This is a genomic window from Stenotrophomonas cyclobalanopsidis (assembly GCF_008710035.1).
GTDB lineage: Bacteria > Pseudomonadota > Gammaproteobacteria > Xanthomonadales > Xanthomonadaceae > Stenotrophomonas > Stenotrophomonas cyclobalanopsidis.
The window spans coordinates 60,035-75,704 of the sequence record NZ_VYKI01000017.1 but is presented as its reverse complement, the minus strand read 5'-3'; the positions used below and the strand labels follow the sequence as shown (position 1 = coordinate 75,704).

15 protein-coding genes are annotated in these 15,670 nt (G+C 67.2%); 10 read left to right on the top strand and 5 right to left on the bottom strand.

Features of this window, described 5'->3' with window-relative positions; genetic code table 11:
• Positions 1-124: 124 nt before the first annotated feature.
• The 7 genes from FJU31_RS13565 (at position 125) to FJU31_RS13535 (ending at position 4,925) form a co-directional block, all read left to right on the top strand.
• Complete coding sequence (locus tag FJU31_RS13565) at positions 125-1,195, top strand: NAD(P)H-dependent flavin oxidoreductase (protein ID WP_150455221.1); 1,071 nt, start codon at positions 125-127, stop codon at positions 1,193-1,195.
• Complete coding sequence (locus FJU31_RS13560; RefSeq protein WP_150455220.1) at positions 1,192-1,992, top strand: aminotransferase class IV family protein; 801 nt, start codon at positions 1,192-1,194, stop codon at positions 1,990-1,992. Before FJU31_RS13565 ends, FJU31_RS13560 begins: the two co-directional genes overlap by 4 nt.
• 329 nt (positions 1,993-2,321) lie before the next feature.
• Positions 2,322-2,582: a 30S ribosomal protein S16 gene (gene rpsP / locus FJU31_RS13555; protein WP_004149033.1), complete on the top strand. Its 261-nt coding sequence runs from the start codon at positions 2,322-2,324 to the stop codon at positions 2,580-2,582.
• 44 nt (positions 2,583-2,626) lie between these two features.
• Positions 2,627-3,139, top strand: coding sequence for a ribosome maturation factor RimM (gene rimM, locus FJU31_RS13550; RefSeq protein WP_116863964.1), 513 nt, complete (start codon positions 2,627-2,629; stop codon positions 3,137-3,139).
• Between the two features lie 8 nt (positions 3,140-3,147).
• Entirely contained in the window at positions 3,148-3,906 is a 759-nt protein-coding gene (gene trmD, locus FJU31_RS13545) for a tRNA (guanosine(37)-N1)-methyltransferase TrmD (RefSeq protein WP_150455219.1), read from the top strand.
• Between the two features lie 154 nt (positions 3,907-4,060).
• Positions 4,061-4,462 (top strand): 50S ribosomal protein L19, encoded by a 402-nt coding sequence (gene rplS, locus FJU31_RS13540; RefSeq protein ID WP_079221128.1) that lies wholly within the window; start codon positions 4,061-4,063, stop codon positions 4,460-4,462.
• A gap of 82 nt (positions 4,463-4,544) precedes the next feature.
• The gene (locus tag FJU31_RS13535) at positions 4,545-4,925 is read left to right on the top strand and encodes a DUF6404 family protein (protein ID WP_150455218.1); all 381 of its coding nucleotides are present in this window, start codon (positions 4,545-4,547) and stop codon (positions 4,923-4,925) included.
• A 123-nt stretch (positions 4,926-5,048) separates the two neighbouring features.
• Here FJU31_RS13535 and FJU31_RS13530 read toward each other — a convergent pair whose 3' ends face one another.
• Positions 5,049-6,503, bottom strand: coding sequence for an MATE family efflux transporter (locus FJU31_RS13530; RefSeq protein WP_150455217.1), 1,455 nt, complete (start codon positions 6,501-6,503; stop codon positions 5,049-5,051).
• Between the two features lie 62 nt (positions 6,504-6,565).
• Here FJU31_RS13530 and FJU31_RS13525 point away from each other — a divergent pair, with 62 nt between their 5' ends.
• From FJU31_RS13525 to FJU31_RS13515, 3 genes are all read left to right on the top strand, one after another.
• Entirely contained in the window at positions 6,566-6,802 is a 237-nt protein-coding gene (locus FJU31_RS13525; protein WP_150455216.1) for a hypothetical protein, read from the top strand.
• A 9-nt stretch (positions 6,803-6,811) separates the two neighbouring features.
• Positions 6,812-7,219: an RNA-binding S4 domain-containing protein gene (locus FJU31_RS13520; protein WP_150455215.1), complete on the top strand. Its 408-nt coding sequence runs from the start codon at positions 6,812-6,814 to the stop codon at positions 7,217-7,219.
• A 158-nt stretch (positions 7,220-7,377) separates the two neighbouring features.
• Positions 7,378-8,571 carry a glycoside hydrolase family 5 protein gene (locus tag FJU31_RS13515; RefSeq protein WP_150455214.1) on the top strand — a complete coding sequence of 398 codons (1,194 nt, stop codon included), beginning with the start codon at positions 7,378-7,380 and terminating at the stop codon, positions 8,569-8,571.
• Positions 8,572-8,802: 231 nt separating this feature from the next.
• Here the strand turns inward: FJU31_RS13515 and katG are convergent, their stop codons facing one another.
• The 4 genes from katG to FJU31_RS13495 all read right to left on the bottom strand — a co-directional run bounded on the left by katG (position 8,803) and on the right by FJU31_RS13495 (position 15,204).
• Positions 8,803-11,043 (bottom strand): catalase/peroxidase HPI, encoded by a 2,241-nt coding sequence (gene katG / locus FJU31_RS13510; RefSeq protein WP_150455213.1) that lies wholly within the window; start codon positions 11,041-11,043, stop codon positions 8,803-8,805.
• Positions 11,044-11,191: 148 nt separating this feature from the next.
• Positions 11,192-11,839, bottom strand: a complete 648-nt coding sequence (locus FJU31_RS13505) for a DUF937 domain-containing protein (protein WP_150455212.1) — start codon at positions 11,837-11,839, stop codon at positions 11,192-11,194.
• A 189-nt stretch (positions 11,840-12,028) separates the two neighbouring features.
• Positions 12,029-14,620: a DNA mismatch repair protein MutS gene (gene mutS, locus FJU31_RS13500; RefSeq protein ID WP_150455211.1), complete on the bottom strand. Its 2,592-nt coding sequence runs from the start codon at positions 14,618-14,620 to the stop codon at positions 12,029-12,031.
• A gap of 203 nt (positions 14,621-14,823) precedes the next feature.
• Complete coding sequence (locus FJU31_RS13495) at positions 14,824-15,204, bottom strand: toxin-antitoxin system YwqK family antitoxin (RefSeq protein WP_188115502.1); 381 nt, start codon at positions 15,202-15,204, stop codon at positions 14,824-14,826.
• Positions 15,205-15,670 lie beyond the last annotated feature (466 nt).

The window sequence follows — 15,670 nt, the reverse complement described above, 5'->3', positions numbered from 1 at the left end:
GGGGGGGGTGTGTTGTGGTGGCTTGTGCTTTTGGGGGGGGGGGGCCCGTGCCCCCCACCCTCGACGCTACCCCTCTCCTGCGCGCACCATGGGGGCCCGTCCGAAACGATAGGCCGCCCCGCTGATGTCCGCTGTCACTGCCCGCGCCGAGGCGTTCTGCCAGCGCTTCGGTGTTTCCGTTCCGATCCTGCTGGCACCGATGGCTGGTGCCTGCCCGGTGTCGCTGTCGGCTGCGCTGGCCAATGCCGGCAGCATGGGCGCAATGGGCGCGGTGCTGTCGCCGGCCGCAGACATCGGCCGCTGGATGGATGATTTCCGCGCTGCTTCCGCTGGCCCGGCGCAGGTGAACCTGTGGCTGCCGGATCCGGCGCCCGTTCGCGATGTCACCGCCGAAGCTAGCAGCCGCGCCTTCCTCGCCCAATGGGGCCCGGACGTGCCCGCCAGTGCCGCCGATGCCACCCCGGCTGATTTCGACGAACAGTTCGCTGCCTTGTTGGCTGCGCGCCCGGCGGTGGCCTCGACCATCATGGGCGTGCTGTCGCCGCGCCACGTGCAGCAGTTGAAGGACGCCGGCATCGCCTGGATCGCCTGCGCGACCACGCTGGCTGAAGCGCGCGCTGCGCAGGACGCCGGCGCCGATGCGGTGGTGGCGCAGGGCGCCGAAGCCGGTGGCCATCGCGGTGCGTTCGACCCCGGCCTGGCCGAGCGCCAGCTGGTGGGCCTGTTCGCGCTGCTTCCGCGCCTGGCTGATCACCTGCAGATTCCGGTGATCGCTGCCGGTGGCATCGCCGATGGTCGTGGCATCGCGGCGGCGCTCACGCTGGGCGCCAGCGCGGTGCAGACCGGCACCGGCTTCCTGCGCACGCCGGAAGCGGCGATCGCTTCGGCCTGGGCCGATGGCCTGGCCGCCGCCGAACCCGAAGACACCTGGCCGACCCGCGCCTTCAGTGGCCGCCTGGGTCGTGGCCTGGCCACGACCTATGTGCGCGCCGCTGCCGCGGACGGTGCCCCGGCGCCGCGCCCGTACCCGGTGCAGCGCGGCCTGACCGCGCCGATGCGCAAGCAGGCGGCGCAGGAAAACCGCCTGGCCGCGATGCAGGCCTGGGCCGGGCAATCGGCGTGGATGGCACCGGCAGCACCCGCCGCCGACGTGCTGCGCGACATGTGGCAACAGGCGCAGGCGCTGCTGCGATGACGGTGTCCTGCAATGGCCGGCCGGTACAGGTGGAGGATCTACTGCCGGCCCTGGTCAACTATGGCCACTTCACCTCGATGCAGGTGCGTGGGCATGCCGTGCAGGGGCTGGATCTGCATCTGGCGCGGTTGTCGCAGGCCACGCGCGAACTGTTCGGCAGCGAGCTGGATATCGCGCGGGTGCAGAGCTGGATGACGCAGGCGCTGCAGCAGGCAGGGCAGGGCGATGCCTCGCTGCGGGTGACGGTCTATTCGCGCCACTTCGATTTCCGCAATCCGCTGGTTGCCGTGCCGGTGGATGTGCTGGTGGCGGTGTCGGCACCGGTGGCGCTGACCGCACCGAAGCGCGTGCGCAGTGTGGTCTGGCAGCGCGAACTGCCGCAGATCAAGCACGTGGGCACGTTTGGCCTGTTTGCCGAGCGTCGCGCGGCGATGGCGGCGGGCTTTGACGATGTGCTGTTCGTATCGGCCACGGGCGGGATCAGCGAGGGCAGCACCTGGAACCTGGCACTGCACGATGGCGAACGGCTGATCTGGCCGCAGGCACCGGCCCTGCGCGGGACCGCCGAGGCGCTGCTGCAGCGGCACTGGCCGGGCGCGCAGGCCACGCAGCCGCTGCGGCTGGCTGATCTGGCCGGTGTGAAGGCGGCCTTCGCCTGCAATGCCAGTGGCCTGTGGGCGCTGGAGGCCATCGACGGGCAGGTGCTGCCGGGGTCGCAGGCCTTGGCTGAACAGGGCAGGGCGGTGCTGGCGGGCGTGCCGTGGGATGAGATTCGGAAAGACCCGACCTGGCGGTAGCGCGGGGCCATGCCCCGCGAGCGCAGCGGCCGGATCCCGCCCGCCGGGCATGGCCCGGCGCTACCGTGAAGGCGGACCATGGCGTTGGCTGAACAGGGCAGGGCAGGGCGGTGCTGGCGGGGGTGACGTGGGATGAGATTCGGAACGACCGGACCTGGCGGTAGCGCGGGGCCATGCCCCGTGAGCGCAGGGGCCGGGTACCGCCCGCCGGGCATGGCCTGGCGCTACCGTGAAGGATGGCCACCCATGGGCTTGGCTCGGCCGCGCTCTGCCGCTATAATCGTCCGCTTACCTCGCCATCCTGGCGACTGGGCAATAGGAAAAACACCATGGTCAAGATTCGACTGACCCGCGGCGGCGCCAAGAAGCGTCCGTTCTACCACATCATCGTGACCGACGTGCGCAGCGCGCGCGACGGCCGCAACATCGAGCGCGTTGGTTTCTACAACCCGGTCGCCCAGGGCGGCGAGAAGCGCATCGAGCTGGACCTGGCCCGCGTTGACCATTGGGTCAAGAACGGCGCCCAGCCGACCGAAAAGGTCCGCAACCTGATCAAGGAAGCGGCCAAGTCCCAGGCCGCTGCGGCCTGAGTCTGAAGGGCCACGCTTCGGCGTGGCCCTCTCGGTTGACGAAGATGAAAGATATCGAGCGCCGCATCCTGCTGGGCAGGGTTGTCGGCGCTTTTGGTGTGCGCGGCGAAATCAAGCTCGAGTCCTGGACCGAGCCTCGTTCCGCCATTTTCCGTTACCAGCCGTGGATCCTGCGCAGCCCCAACGGGCAGGAATCGACGCTTGAAGGCGCTCGTGGCCGTGACAGCGGCAAGCACCTGGTCGCCCGGTTCCCTGGCGTCGAGGACCGTGATGTCGTCGAAGCCATGCACGGCACCGAGGTCTACGTGGCCCGTAGCGCGCTGCCGCCGCCGAAGCCCGACGAGTATTACTGGGTCGACCTGGAAGGCCTGGATGTGAAGACCACCGAGGGCGTTGCCTTGGGCCAGGTCTCGCACCTGTTCAGCACCGGCGCCAACGATGTGGTCGTGGTCCGTGGCGATCGCGAGCGGATGATTCCGTTCGTGCAGCCGGACTTCGTCAAGTCGGTCGACTTCGAGGCCAACCTGGTCGTGGTCGACTGGGATCCCGAGTTCTGAGTGTGAGCATGCGGTTCGACGTCATCACCCTGTTCCCCGAGTTCCTCGCCCAGTCCGCTGGGCTGGGCGTGGTCGGGCGCGCGCAGGAGAAGGGTCTTTTCAGCCTGTACGGCTGGAATCCCCGTGATTTCGCCGAAGGCAACTACCGCCGGGTGGACGACCGTCCGTTCGGCGGTGGCCCGGGCATGGTGATGCTGATCGAACCGCTGCAGGCCTGCCTGCAGGCGATCCGGGATGCGGATCCGACCCCGGCGCGGGTGGTCCATCTCAGCCCGCAGGGCGCGCCGTTGACCCAGGCCAAGGTGCGGGAACTGGCGGCATTGCCGCGCATGGTCCTGCTCTGCGGCCGTTACGAGGGCATCGACGAACGCTTCCTGGAGGCCAATGTCGACGAGGAGATTTCCCTCGGCGATTACGTGCTGTCCGGTGGTGAACTGGGCGCGGCGGTCATCATCGATGCCGTGGCACGCCTGCAGGAAGGTGCCCTGAACGACGCCGAATCGGCGGCACAGGACAGCTTCGAAGGTGAACTCGGTCTGCTCGACTGCCCGCATTACAGCCAGCCGGCCCAGCACCCTCTGGGTGACGTGCCGGACGTGCTGCGCTCGGGCAACCACGCGGCCATCGCCGCCTGGCGCCGCCAGCAGTCGCTGCTGCGGACCGCCGAGCGGCGCCCGGACCTGCTGGATGAACAGGCGCTGGGCAAGGCCGACCGCAAATTGCTGGACCAGGGCCGCCAGGCCCGCAAACAGAAGGCCAGCCCCTAGCGCAGGGCTGGCTTTCTCGGCTATCATGGCCAATTCCCGCCAGCCCCGGCTGGCGCGCGCAGTACCCACAACAAACGTGCAGCACAGTTCCGTGACTGCATGAGCCTACGTTGTCGACACGACACGCCCACCCGAACAAGAATCGGTGTAACCCATGAGCAAGCTGAACAAGTCCATCGTCGCGGAATTCGAATCCGCCCAGATCACCCGCGAACTGCCGAAGTTCAGCCAGGGCGACACCGTTGTCGTCAACGTGAAGGTGAAGGAAGGTACCCGCGAGCGCGTGCAGGCCTATGAAGGCGTTGTCATCGCGACCAAGAACGGCGGCCTGAACTCCTCGTTCACCGTCCGCAAGATTTCGCACGGCTACGGCGTCGAGCGCGTCTTCCAGACCCACAGCGCCATCATCGACTCGGTCGAAGTGAAGCGTCGTGGTAAGGTCCGCGCCGGCAAGCTGTACTACCTGCGTGGCCTGGAAGGCAAGGCTGCCCGCATCAAGGAAGATCTGGCTGCCGCTGCCGCCGCCAAGGCTGCACGTCTGGCCGAAAAGGCCTGATAAACAACTTCGGTTGTTGCCGCGACGGCCGCCTTCGGGCGGCCGTTTGCGTTTGTGCGTCGGCCAACGCTATGTTCGCGGCATGAAGACCGTTGAACAGCGTTACCCGCCCAAGGTGCAGGCCGCCCTGCGCCATCTCGACGCCGCGGGCGTGCAGCGCCGACACTCAGCACCGCCACTGCATCGCCTGCTGTGGCGCATGGGCATCAACGCGCCGCCGCCGATCCTGGCCAGCGTGGCCTCCAACGCGCTGCTGATGGGTGTCTGGTTCGCGCTGGGCTGGGGCGTTCTGATGTGGCTGCTGGTCTGGCGTAACACCAACCTGCCTTTTGCAATCGCGGTGTTCAGCGCGCTCTTCGCCGGCGCACTGTTCGGTCTGCTGATGGCGGTCGTGATGCGGGTCATGCGCCTGCGCCGCGGTCTGCCGTTGTGGCGCGACCTGCCGGCTGCGCCACGCCCCTGACCTGCGGCCACGGCGCGCTGCGCAAGGCCCGCCAACCACGACGGCGCTATGGAGAATCGGTAGCGCGGGGCCATGCCCGGCGGATGTCTGGCAGCCGCTGCGCTCGCCGGGCATGGCCCGGCGCTACCGGGTCACGGCATCCGGGTCCGCCACCGGTGACGGCGGGCACGCCGGAATTTCCGACGGCGTGGCCAGGTGTTCTGCCGGCGGCGGGGTGATCATCTTCGCCTTGCGCCAGCCACCCCAGCGGTAATACGCCAGCGACAGCAGCATCGACACCAGCGAGCCGGCGGGGAAGCTCCACCAGATCGCATCTGCGCCCCAGTAGGGCTGCAGGAACTCGGCGAAGGGCACGCGCACGCCCCACAGCGAGGCGGCCAGGATCAGCAGCGGCGGAATGACCGCGCCGGTCGAGCGCACCACGCCGGAAATGACGAAGCTGACACCGAAGAACAGGAACGATCCGATCACGATGTGGTTGAGGTGGCGGGCGATCTGCAGTGACTCGCTGCCCTGCGGCAGGAACAGCGCCAGCGAATACTGGTCCAGCAGCACCAGCGGCAGGATCAGCGCACCGGTCAGCAGGAAGTTGATCAGGATGCCCTTGCGCGCGGTGCCGCGGACGCGGTCCCAGCGCTGCGCGCCTACGTTCTGCGCGGCCATCGACGAACACGCCGCACCGATCGCCATTGCCGGCATCTGCACGTAGTTCCACAGCTGCAGCGACGCGCCGTAGGCGGCGCCAGTGGCCGTGCCGTACTGGTTGACCATGGTCATCAGCAGGATGACCGACAGCGAGATCAGCACCATCTGCAGGCCCATCGGCACGCCCTTGACCACCAGCGCACGCAGGATGGTCAGGTCGAGCTTGAACAGGTGCATGTCGGCACGACCCAGCCACAGCGTGTGCCGCTTGCGCCGCATGTACAGCAGCAGGCCGGTCAGCGACAGCGTCTGCGACACCAGCGTGGCCCACGCCGAGCCGGCGATGCCCAGTGCCGGGAGCGGGCCGAGGCCGAAGATCAGCACCGGGTTCAGTGCGATGTCCAGCAGCACCGACACCAGCAGGAAGCGGAACGGCGTGCGCGAATCACCGGCACCGCGCAGTGCGGCGCTGAGGAAGGCGAACGCGTAGAGCGTGGGCATGGCCAGGAAGATGATGCGCAGGTAGGCCTCGGCCAGTGGCAGCGAAGCCGCCGGCGTGCCCATCGCCGCCAGCAGCGGTTGGGCCAGGAACCAGCCGGCGATGGCGATGATCACCGACAGGCCGATGAAGAAGGTGGCGCTGGTACCGACCACGCGCCGCGCCTGGGCGATGTCGCGCGCACCGATGGCCTGGCCGATCAGAATGGTCGAGGCCATGCCGAAGCCGAACACCGAACCGATCAGGAAGAACATGATGTTGTTGGCGTTGGCCGTGGCGGTCAGCGCCGCCTCGCCGAGGAAGCGCCCCACCCACACCGCATTCACCGAACCGTTCAGCGACTGGGCGATGTTGCCCGCCAGGATCGGCAGCGCGAACAGCAGCAGATTGCGGCCGATGGGGCCGGAGGTGAGGTCAAGCGGCGCTTTGGCCATGGGCTGGTGATCGATTTCCGGGAGGCGCACACTAGCACCAGGCCCGTCTGCGGGGTGTGGCAATGGATCAACGACGACAGATGGCGCGGTACAGCGTGGGGGCCTTGATCGTGGCCGCGCTGGCCGCATGTTCGACGGGTGACCGGCTGGGTGATGCCCAGGTGCGGCCCGCCGACCGCGCTGAGTGCTTGGTCGGCAACCAGCGCCAGGACCTGGCGGGCACGCCGACGTTGATGGGGGGCAGTGGCTGCCGCACCGATCCCAGCAACCCGCGACCCCTGAACAAGCGCACGGAGTAGTACCTGCCGATGTCCGAGCTTTCCCCGCTGTCGCCCAGTGTCCGCCTGGATGTCTGGTTGTGGGCGGCCCGTTTCTACAAGACCCGCAGCCTGGCCAAGCAGGCCATTGAAACCGGCAAGGTGGCCGTGGCTGGTCAGCGTCCGAAATCCTCGCGCGCGGTGCGCGTGGGCGAGCACTTGCAGGTGGACCGCGGCGAGGAGCATTTCGAGCTGCAGGTGCTGGGCATCAGCGACCAGCGCGGTCCGGCGCCGGTGGCGCAGCAGTTGTATGCCGAAAGCGAAGCCTCCAAGGCGCGCCGTGCCGAGCAGCGTGCGCTGCGCATCGCCGCCCGCGATGGATTCCAGCCACCGGAGCACAAGCCGGACAAGCGCGCGCGTCGGTTGATCCGCGCGTTGGGTGATCTGGACGCGCTTTGACCGTAGTCGCCCACCTTGGTGGGCGTCGCGCGCCGCATGCCAACCAAGGTTTGCATCTACCGGTTCATGGCGGCGCGGCGTGCGCTGTCTCGCGGGCAGTCAGCCAGCATTCGGTTTTCACCCCGCACGTTGGATCTTCCTCTTCACGGAAGACCCTCATGTTCCTCCGCCGCAGCCTGCTGTGCCTGGCCCTCGCCACCGCCGCCCCGGCGTTTGCCGCCGACATCACCTTCTGGAACACGCCGCAGCGCGGTGGCAACAGCTTCAACGAGAATCCGCCTGACCGTGCCTACTTCCAGGCGCTGCGTGACACCGGCGCAACTTGGGTGCGGCTGAGCCCGGACAAGTGGAAAAGTGCCGGCGGCCGCGACTTCCTGATGGGCGATGCCGATCACTATCAGGGGCTGGTGCCCGCCGACGTGGCGACCCTGCTCCGTGCGCTGGATGACGCAAATGCCTCGGGCCTGAAGGTGGTGCTGGTGCCGCTGTCGCTGCCCCTGCTGCGCTGGAAGCAGAAGAACAATGACGTGGTCGACCAGCGTCTGTGGCAGTCGATGGACAACCACCTGCCGGCGCAGCGCTTCTGGCACGATGTGGCCACAGCGCTGAAGGGCCACCCTGCTTTGGCTGCCTACAACCTGATCAACGAACCGGCGCCCGAGTACGGCACTGCGCTGGCCGAGCATGCGTCGCGCGCGGTGATGCAGCAGTGGTATGCCAGCGTGGAAGACGGGCCGCGTGATCTGCGCGTGCTGTACCGCGGGCTGATCGCCAGCGTGCGCGCGGTGGACACGGACATGCCGTTGATGCTGGATGCTGGCTGGTATGCGGCGGCTGATGCATTCGATTACTGGCCCGCGCCGCTGGACGATACGAAGCTGCTGTACAGCGTGCACATGTACGAGCCGTACGCGGCGACCAGTGCACCCAACCAGAAGCGCGCCACGCCGTACCGCTACCCGGCCACGGTACCGTTCGGTGCCGGGAAACAGCGCTGGGATGCGTCGCGCGTGCGCAGTTACCTGCAGCAGCCGATGCACTGGGCGAAGACCCATGGCATCGGCGCCAACCGGATGGTGATCGGCGAGTTCGGCTGCATGCGGCGCTGGCCGGATTGCGCGGCCTACCTGCGCGATGTGCTGGCGGTGGCCGAGCAGCAGCAGGTGCACTGGGCGTTCTATGCCTTCCGTGAGGATGGCTGGGACGGAATGGATTACGAGCTGGGCGACAAGGCGCTGCCGTGGTCGTACTGGCAGGCGGTGGAGAAGGGCGAAACGGTACAGCCGCCACGGTCGATGCAGGCGCCGCTGTTTGCGCCGATTCTGCAGCGGTTGCAGGACGGGGCGCGTTGAAACCGCCGCGGCTGCTCCGCGTGCCAACCAAGGTTGGCATCTACCGTGGGATTGCTCTGGTAGTCGCCCACCTTGGTGGGCGGATCTGTGCATGCCAACCAAGGTTGGCATCTACCGTGGGATTGCTCTGGTAGTCGCCCACCTTGGTGGGCGGATCTGTGCATGCCAACCAAGGTTGGCATCTACCGGGTCATGGTCGCCGGGCCATGCCCGGCGACCACCCGGATCACCTCAACCGTGCAGGTCGTAGCGGTCCAGTTCCATCACCCGCGTCCAGGCGGCGATGAAATCCTGCACGAACTTCTTCTCGCCATCGGCGCTGGCATAGACCTCGGCCAGGGCGCGCAGCACGGCGTTGGAACCGAATACCAGATCGGCGCGGGTGCCGGTCCAGCGTGCGCTGCCTTCGCCGCGGGCGCGGCCCTCATAGCTCTCGCGGCCGGTGGCCTTCCACTGCGTGCCCATGTCCAGCAGGTTGACGAAGAAGTCGTTGCTCAACGTGCCGGGGCGCGTGGTGAACACGCCGTGCTTGCCGCCGTCGGCATTGGCGCCGAGCACACGCAGGCCACCGACCAGGGCGGTCATCTCCGGTGCGCTCAGGGTCAGCAGCTGCGCCTTGTCGATCAGCAACGCCTCGCCCGGCACGCTGTAGGCGCCCTTGAGATAATTGCGGAAACCATCCGCCGCCGGTTCCAGCACCGCAAACGATTCGACGTCGGTCTGTTCCTGGCTGGCATCGGTGCGGCCCGGGGTGAACGGTACGCTCACCTCATGGCCACCGGCCTTGGCGGCCTGTTCGACACCCACGCCACCGGCCAGCACGATCAGATCGGCCAGCGACACCTGCTTGCTGCCGCCGCCATTGAACTCGGCCTGCACCTTTTCCAGCGCGGCCAGCACCTTGGCCAGCTGCTGCGGCTGGTTCACCGCCCAGTCCTTCTGCGGGGCCAGGCGGACGCGTGCGCCATTGGCACCGCCACGCTTGTCCGAGCCACGGAAGGTCGAGGCCGAGGCCCACGCGGTGGACACCAGCTCGGCGACACTGAGGCCGGTTGCGGCGATCTTCTGCTTCAGCGCGGCGATGTCCTTGGCGTCGATCAGCGGATGCTTCGCTTCCGGCACCGGATCCTGCCAGATGAATTCCTCGGCCGGGATTTCCGGGCCCAGGTAGCGCGCGCGCGGGCCCATGTCGCGGTGGGTCAGCTTGAACCAGGCGCGGGCGAAGGCATCGGCGAAGGCCTGCGGATTCTCGAGGAACTTGCGCGAGACCTTTTCGTAGGCCGGGTCCATGCAAAGCGCCAGGTCGGTGGTCAGCATGGTAGGGCGGTGCTTCTTCGACGGATCGTGCGCGTCGGGAATGACCGCGTCGGCGTTCCTGGCCACCCACTGGTGGGCACCGGCCGGGCTCTTGGTCAGTTCCCATTCGTTGCCGAACAGGATCTCGAAGAAGTCGTGGCTCCACTGCGCCGGGGTGCGTGTCCAAGTCACTTCCAGGCCGCTGGTGATGGTGTCACCGCCCTTGCCGCTGCCAAAGCTGTTGGCCCAGCCCAGGCCCTGGTTTTCCAGTCCGGCAGCTTCCGGTTCCTTGCCGACGTTGTCGGCCGGGCCGGCGCCGTGCGTTTTGCCGAAGCTGTGGCCGCCGGCGATCAGGGCGACGGTTTCCTCGTCGTCCATCGCCATGCGGGCGAAGGTGTCGCGGATGTCATGCGCGGCCAGCACCGGGTCGGGGTTGCCGTCCGGGCCTTCCGGATTCACGTAGATCAGGCCCATCTGCACGGCGGCCAGAGGGTTCTCCAGCTTGCGCGAGTGCACGTCGCCGTCGGCATCGTCATCGGACACCAGCACGCCGTGGTCTTCCTGCACGCCTTCAGAGCCATGCGCGTAGCGCACGTCGCCGCCCAGCCAGGTGGTCTCGCGGCCCCAGTACACATCCTGGTCCGGTTCCCAGGTATCGGGGCGGCCGCCGGCGAAGCCCAGCGTCTTGAAGCCCATCGATTCAAGGGCGACATTGCCGGTCAGGATCAGCAGGTCGGACCAGGAGATGGCCTGGCCGTACTTCTGCTTGATCGGCCACAGCAGGCGGCGCGCCTTGTCCAGGCTGACGTTGTCCGGCCAGCTGTTGAGCGGGGCGAAGCGCTGCTGGCCGCGACCGCCGCCGCCACGGCCATCGCCAATGCGGTAGGTACCGGCGCTGTGCCAGGCCATGCGTACGAACAGGCCGCCGTAGTGGCCGAAGTCGGCCGGCCACCAGTCCTGCGAATCGGTCATCAGCGCCTTCAGGTCGGCCTTCAGCGCGGCGTAGTCCAGACCCTTGAAGGCCGTGGCGTAATCGAAGCCCGCATCGAGCGGATTGGAGCGGCTGGAGTGCTGGTTGAGCAGGTCCACGCGCAGCTGGTCAGGCCACCAGTCGCGGTTGGTCGTCGCGTCACCGACGACGGCGTGGTTGAACGGGCACTTGGCTTCGCTTTTCATAAATCTCTACCTGTGGACTGGCGAAAGGTGGAATCGGGGGAGGCCTGACCACCATAGGTCGCTCCCTCCTGATGGGTAAATTCGATTGATTCAACCGATGTGATAGTGGCGGCCTATCAGCGGGAAGGGCGTGGACCGTTGTGCGCAATCAGCGCTTGAGCAGGCCGGCACCGAGCTTGAGCAGGTCGCTGGCGCCGAACTGGCCGTCGCCGTCCTGGTCGAGTGCGCCACCGATCAGGCTGCCGAGGCCGCCGGCGTGCTGGGTTTCCTGGCCGAGGGCTGAGCTGAGTTCGCCGGCATTGCCCTGCTGGGCGAAGCGCTGGGCCAGGAACGACATGACAATGGGAGCGAGGATGGCCAGCAGCTTGCCGGTGGTGCCGCTGTCCAGGCCGGTCTTCTGGCCAAGCAGTTCGGCCGCCTGCGGCTGCTGGCCGCCGAACACATGGCCGAGGATGCCGGCGCCGTCGGTCGCGCCACTGCCGCCACCGCCCATCACCGCGCCGAGGATGCCGCCGAGGTCGAAACCGCCGCCGCTGCCGCCGCCAAGATGATCGCGCTGGAGTGCATTGAGCAGTGACTGCGCGCCCTGCGGCTCACTGGCGTTCTGGCCCATCGCGCCCAGCAGCAGCGGCAGCGCGCTGCCCACCGCCCGGGTGGTCTGGCTGCTGTCCAGGCCGAGCTGCTGGGACACCTGCTGCAGGCCTTGCCCCTGCTGCAACTGCTGGAAGAGGGACGCGGCGAGGGATTCGGTGTTCACGGCGGTCTCCGTTCTGTGAAGGAAGGACCGCCCGAGCATAACGCCGGATACACGACGGAAATGCGAAGGGCAGCCGAGCGTCGGCTCGGCTCTGCAGCGGTAGCGCCGGGCCATGCCCGGCTGCGGGACTTGCACCAGCCGAGCGTGGGCTCGGCTCTACATGCAGGGCGTGACGGCGCCGTTGTAGAGACGAGCCCGTGCTCAGCTCAGCCCTGCCAACGGGCGCGGTTACAGCAGCGTCTTCAACCGGTACAGGGCTTCCAGCGCCTGCTTCGGGGTCAGCTCATCCGGGTCGATCGCGGCCAGCGCTTCCTGCGCCTTGCTGGCCGGTGCGCTGAACAGGCCGAACTGCTGCGGTGCATCCAGCGCCTGCGGCGAGACCTCGGCGGCATGGCTTTCGCCACCGCGCTGTTCCAGCTCGGCCAGGCGACGGCGGGCCTGGGCCACGGTCGCCCGCGGCAGGCCGGCCAGCGCGGCCACCTGCAGGCCGAAGCTGCGGTTGGCCGGGCCATCCTTCACTGCATGCATGAACACCAGCGCTTCGCCGTGCTCGACGGCATCCAAGTGCACGTTGGCGATGCCGCTGCGTCCGCCTTCGTGCTGCTCGTCGGCCAACGCGGTCAGTTCAAAGTAGTGGGTGGCGAACAGCGTGTAGCAGCGGTTCTGGTAGGCCAGGTGGCGGGCCACCGCATCGGCCAGGGCCAGGCCGTCGTAGGTGGACGTGCCGCGGCCGATCTCGTCCATCAGCACCAGCGAATGCGCGGTGGCGTGGTGCAGGATGTAGCTGGTCTCGGCCATTTCGACCATGAAGGTCGACTGCCCGCGCGCCAGGTCGTCACCGGCGCCGATGCGGGTAAGGATGCGGTTGATCGGACCGATCAGCGCACGGCTGGCCGGCACGAAGCTGCCGATGTGGGCCAGCAGCACGATCAGCGCGTTCTGCCGCATGTAGGTCGATTTACCGCCCATGTTCGGGCCGGTGATGACCAGCATGCGACGGTCCGGATGCAGGTCCAGGTCGTTCGGCTCGAACGGCTGTTCGCGCACGGCTTCGACCACCGGGTGGCGACCGCGTTCGATCTTCAGGCAGGGCTCGGTGTGCAGTTCCGGGCGCGCCCAGTCCAGCGCCTGCGCGCGCTCGGCGAAGGCGGCCAGCACGTCCAGTTCGCTCAGCGCGGCGGCGCACTGCTTCAGAGGTTCCAGCTGTCCGCCGAGGGTGTCCAGCAGCTGTTCGTACAGGTACTTCTCGCGCGACAGCGAGCGGTCGCGCGCGGACAGCACCTTGTCCTCGAACGCTTTCAGTTCTTCGGTGATGTAGCGCTCGGCATTGGTCAGCGTCTGCCGGCGGGTGTAGTGCACCGGCGCGCGGTCGGACTGGCCCTTGCTGATTTCGATGTAATAGCCGTGTACGCGGTTGTAGCCCACCTTGAGGGTGGCGATGCCGCTGCTCTCGCGTTCGCGCTGTTCCAGGTCGACCAGGAACTGGTCGGCATGGGTGGACAGGCGGCGCAGTTCATCCAGCTCGGCATCGAAGCCATCGGCCAGCACGCCGCCGTCGCTCAGCTTCAGCGGCGGCATCTCGGCGATGGCGCTGGCCAGCAGGTGCGCGCACTCGTCGTGCTCGCCCAGCGCGGCGTGCAGGGTCTGCAGGCGCGGCGAATCCAGCGGTGCCAGCACTTCGCGCACGGCCGGCAGCAGGCCCAGGCCATCGCGCAGGGTGGAGAAATCGCGCGGGCGCGCCGAGCGCAGCGCCACGCGGGTGAGGATGCGTTCCAGATCGCCCAAGCGACGGAACTGCTCGCGGATGTCGGCGTCGCTGCCGCGGTCGATCAGCGTTTCCACCGCGTGGTGGCGATGCACCAGCACCTCGCGCAGGCGCAGCGGGCGGTGCAGCCAGCGGCGCAGCAGGCGGCCACCCATCGGCGTCACCGTGCTGTCGAGCACGCCCAGCAGCGTGTTGCGGGTGTCGCCGTCCACGCGCGTATCCAGTTCCAGATGGCGGCGGGTCGCGGCGTTCATCGCGATCGCTTCACCGGCGGTTTCCATCGCGATCGAGGTCAGGTGCGGCAGGCGCTGCTTCTGGGTCTCTTCGACATAGCCGAGCAGGGCGCCGGCGGCTGCCGTGGCGCGCGGTTTGTCGTCGATGCCGAAACCGCTCAGGTCGTGCAGCTTGAAGAAGGCCAGCAGCTGGCGGCGGCCGCTGTCCGCATCGAACAGCCACGGCGCACGGCGGCGCACGCCGGTGCGCTGGCGCAGGAACTCGGGCCAGTTCTCTTCGTCGGGCACCAGCAGCTCGGCTGGCTCTAGGCGGGCCAGTTCGGCTTCCAGCGCGTCGTCGGTCTCCACTTCGTTGACCAGGAAACGGCCACCGGCCAGGTCGGCCCAAGCCAGGCCGTAGCCCTGTTTGGTACGCGACAGGGCCATCAGCAGGGTGTCACGGCGCTCGTCCAGCAGCGCCTCGTCGGTGACCGTGCCGGGGGTGACGATGCGCACGACCTTGCGCTCGACCAGGCCCTTGGCCAGGGCCGGATCGCCGATCTGTTCACAGATGGCCACCGATTCACCCAGCGCCACCAGGCGGGCGAGGTAGCCCTCGTAGGCATGCACCGGCACGCCGGCCATCGGGATGGGCGCGCCGCCGGAGCTGCCGCGCTGGGTCAGGGTGATGTCCAGCAGCCGCGCCGCCTTGCGAGCGTCGTCGTAGAACAGCTCGTAGAAGTCGCCCATGCGGAAGAACAGCAGCAGGTCCGGGTAATCGGACTTGGCTGCGAAGAACTGCTTCATCAGCGGGGTGTGTTCGGCGGACTTGTCTTTGGACATGGGACTCGGAAATCGGGGCAGGCGCACGCGCCGGGAGGGCGGCAGGCAGCTGCGGAAACGGAGTCACTATGGTAACGGCTAGGGTGGTGCACGCGGCACCGGCATGGGCTGTCCTCGCGCGACTGCAGTCCACGGCTCAGTGGCCCGGCGCCGCGGTCGTGGTCACGTCCGGGTGCGGGGACGGACCTACACATCAGGCGCTGCTACTGGCTGGATTCGTCAGCCAAGTCGCACGACCTCCAAAGAGAGCCGTCGACCCTGTACCAGGTGTATCTTCCGACCCGCTTGCCGCGCCGGTAAGTGCCTTCCTCCTTGAGGAGGCCAGAGTCCCACCAACTCTTGTAGGGGCCGTCGTAATCCCCGTTTCTGATAATGGCAGACAAGGTCAACACCCCATCCTGTGTCCATTCCTGTACCAAGCCGTTCATCACGCCTTCCCTGTACTCGGACTGAGTAAACAGTCCGCCACTCTCGAACCAGAGTTGACAGAGTCCATCCCATTGTCCATCCATGCGGGTGCCACGAGACTTGATCTTTCCTGAGGGATAGTAGGTTTCGACCAGTTCCGGGTTTGAATCTTTCATGGGGCACCACCTATCTGAGGTCAAGATCTGTAGAAACGGGCGGCTCGTCGTCAGATTGGCCATTATTGTCGACGAACATATTCGGCGCCTGTTTTGTCGGTGATTTTAATCTTCACGAATATTCTGATTTGGCTTTGGCAGTGCGCCGGTAGGCGAGTCCAGTCGAACAATCGCGAAGTCCCCAAAGCTTAATCCGCGGAGATGTCAGAAGACCTCCAGAGCGACCCGTCAACTTTGTACCAGTGGTATCTTCCGAATCTTTTTCCCGAGTGAAAATTTCCCTCTTCCTTAACAAGTCCTGAGTCCCACCAGCTCTTGTATGGGCCGTGAAGCTGGCCATCTTGAAGCGTGGCGCAGAGAAGCAGTAGCCCGTCTTCTGACCATTCTCGGAGCACTCCGTGCTTTAACCCACTCCTATATTCAAACTCAGAAAACGGTGCACCACTTTCGTACCAGCGTTGAAAAA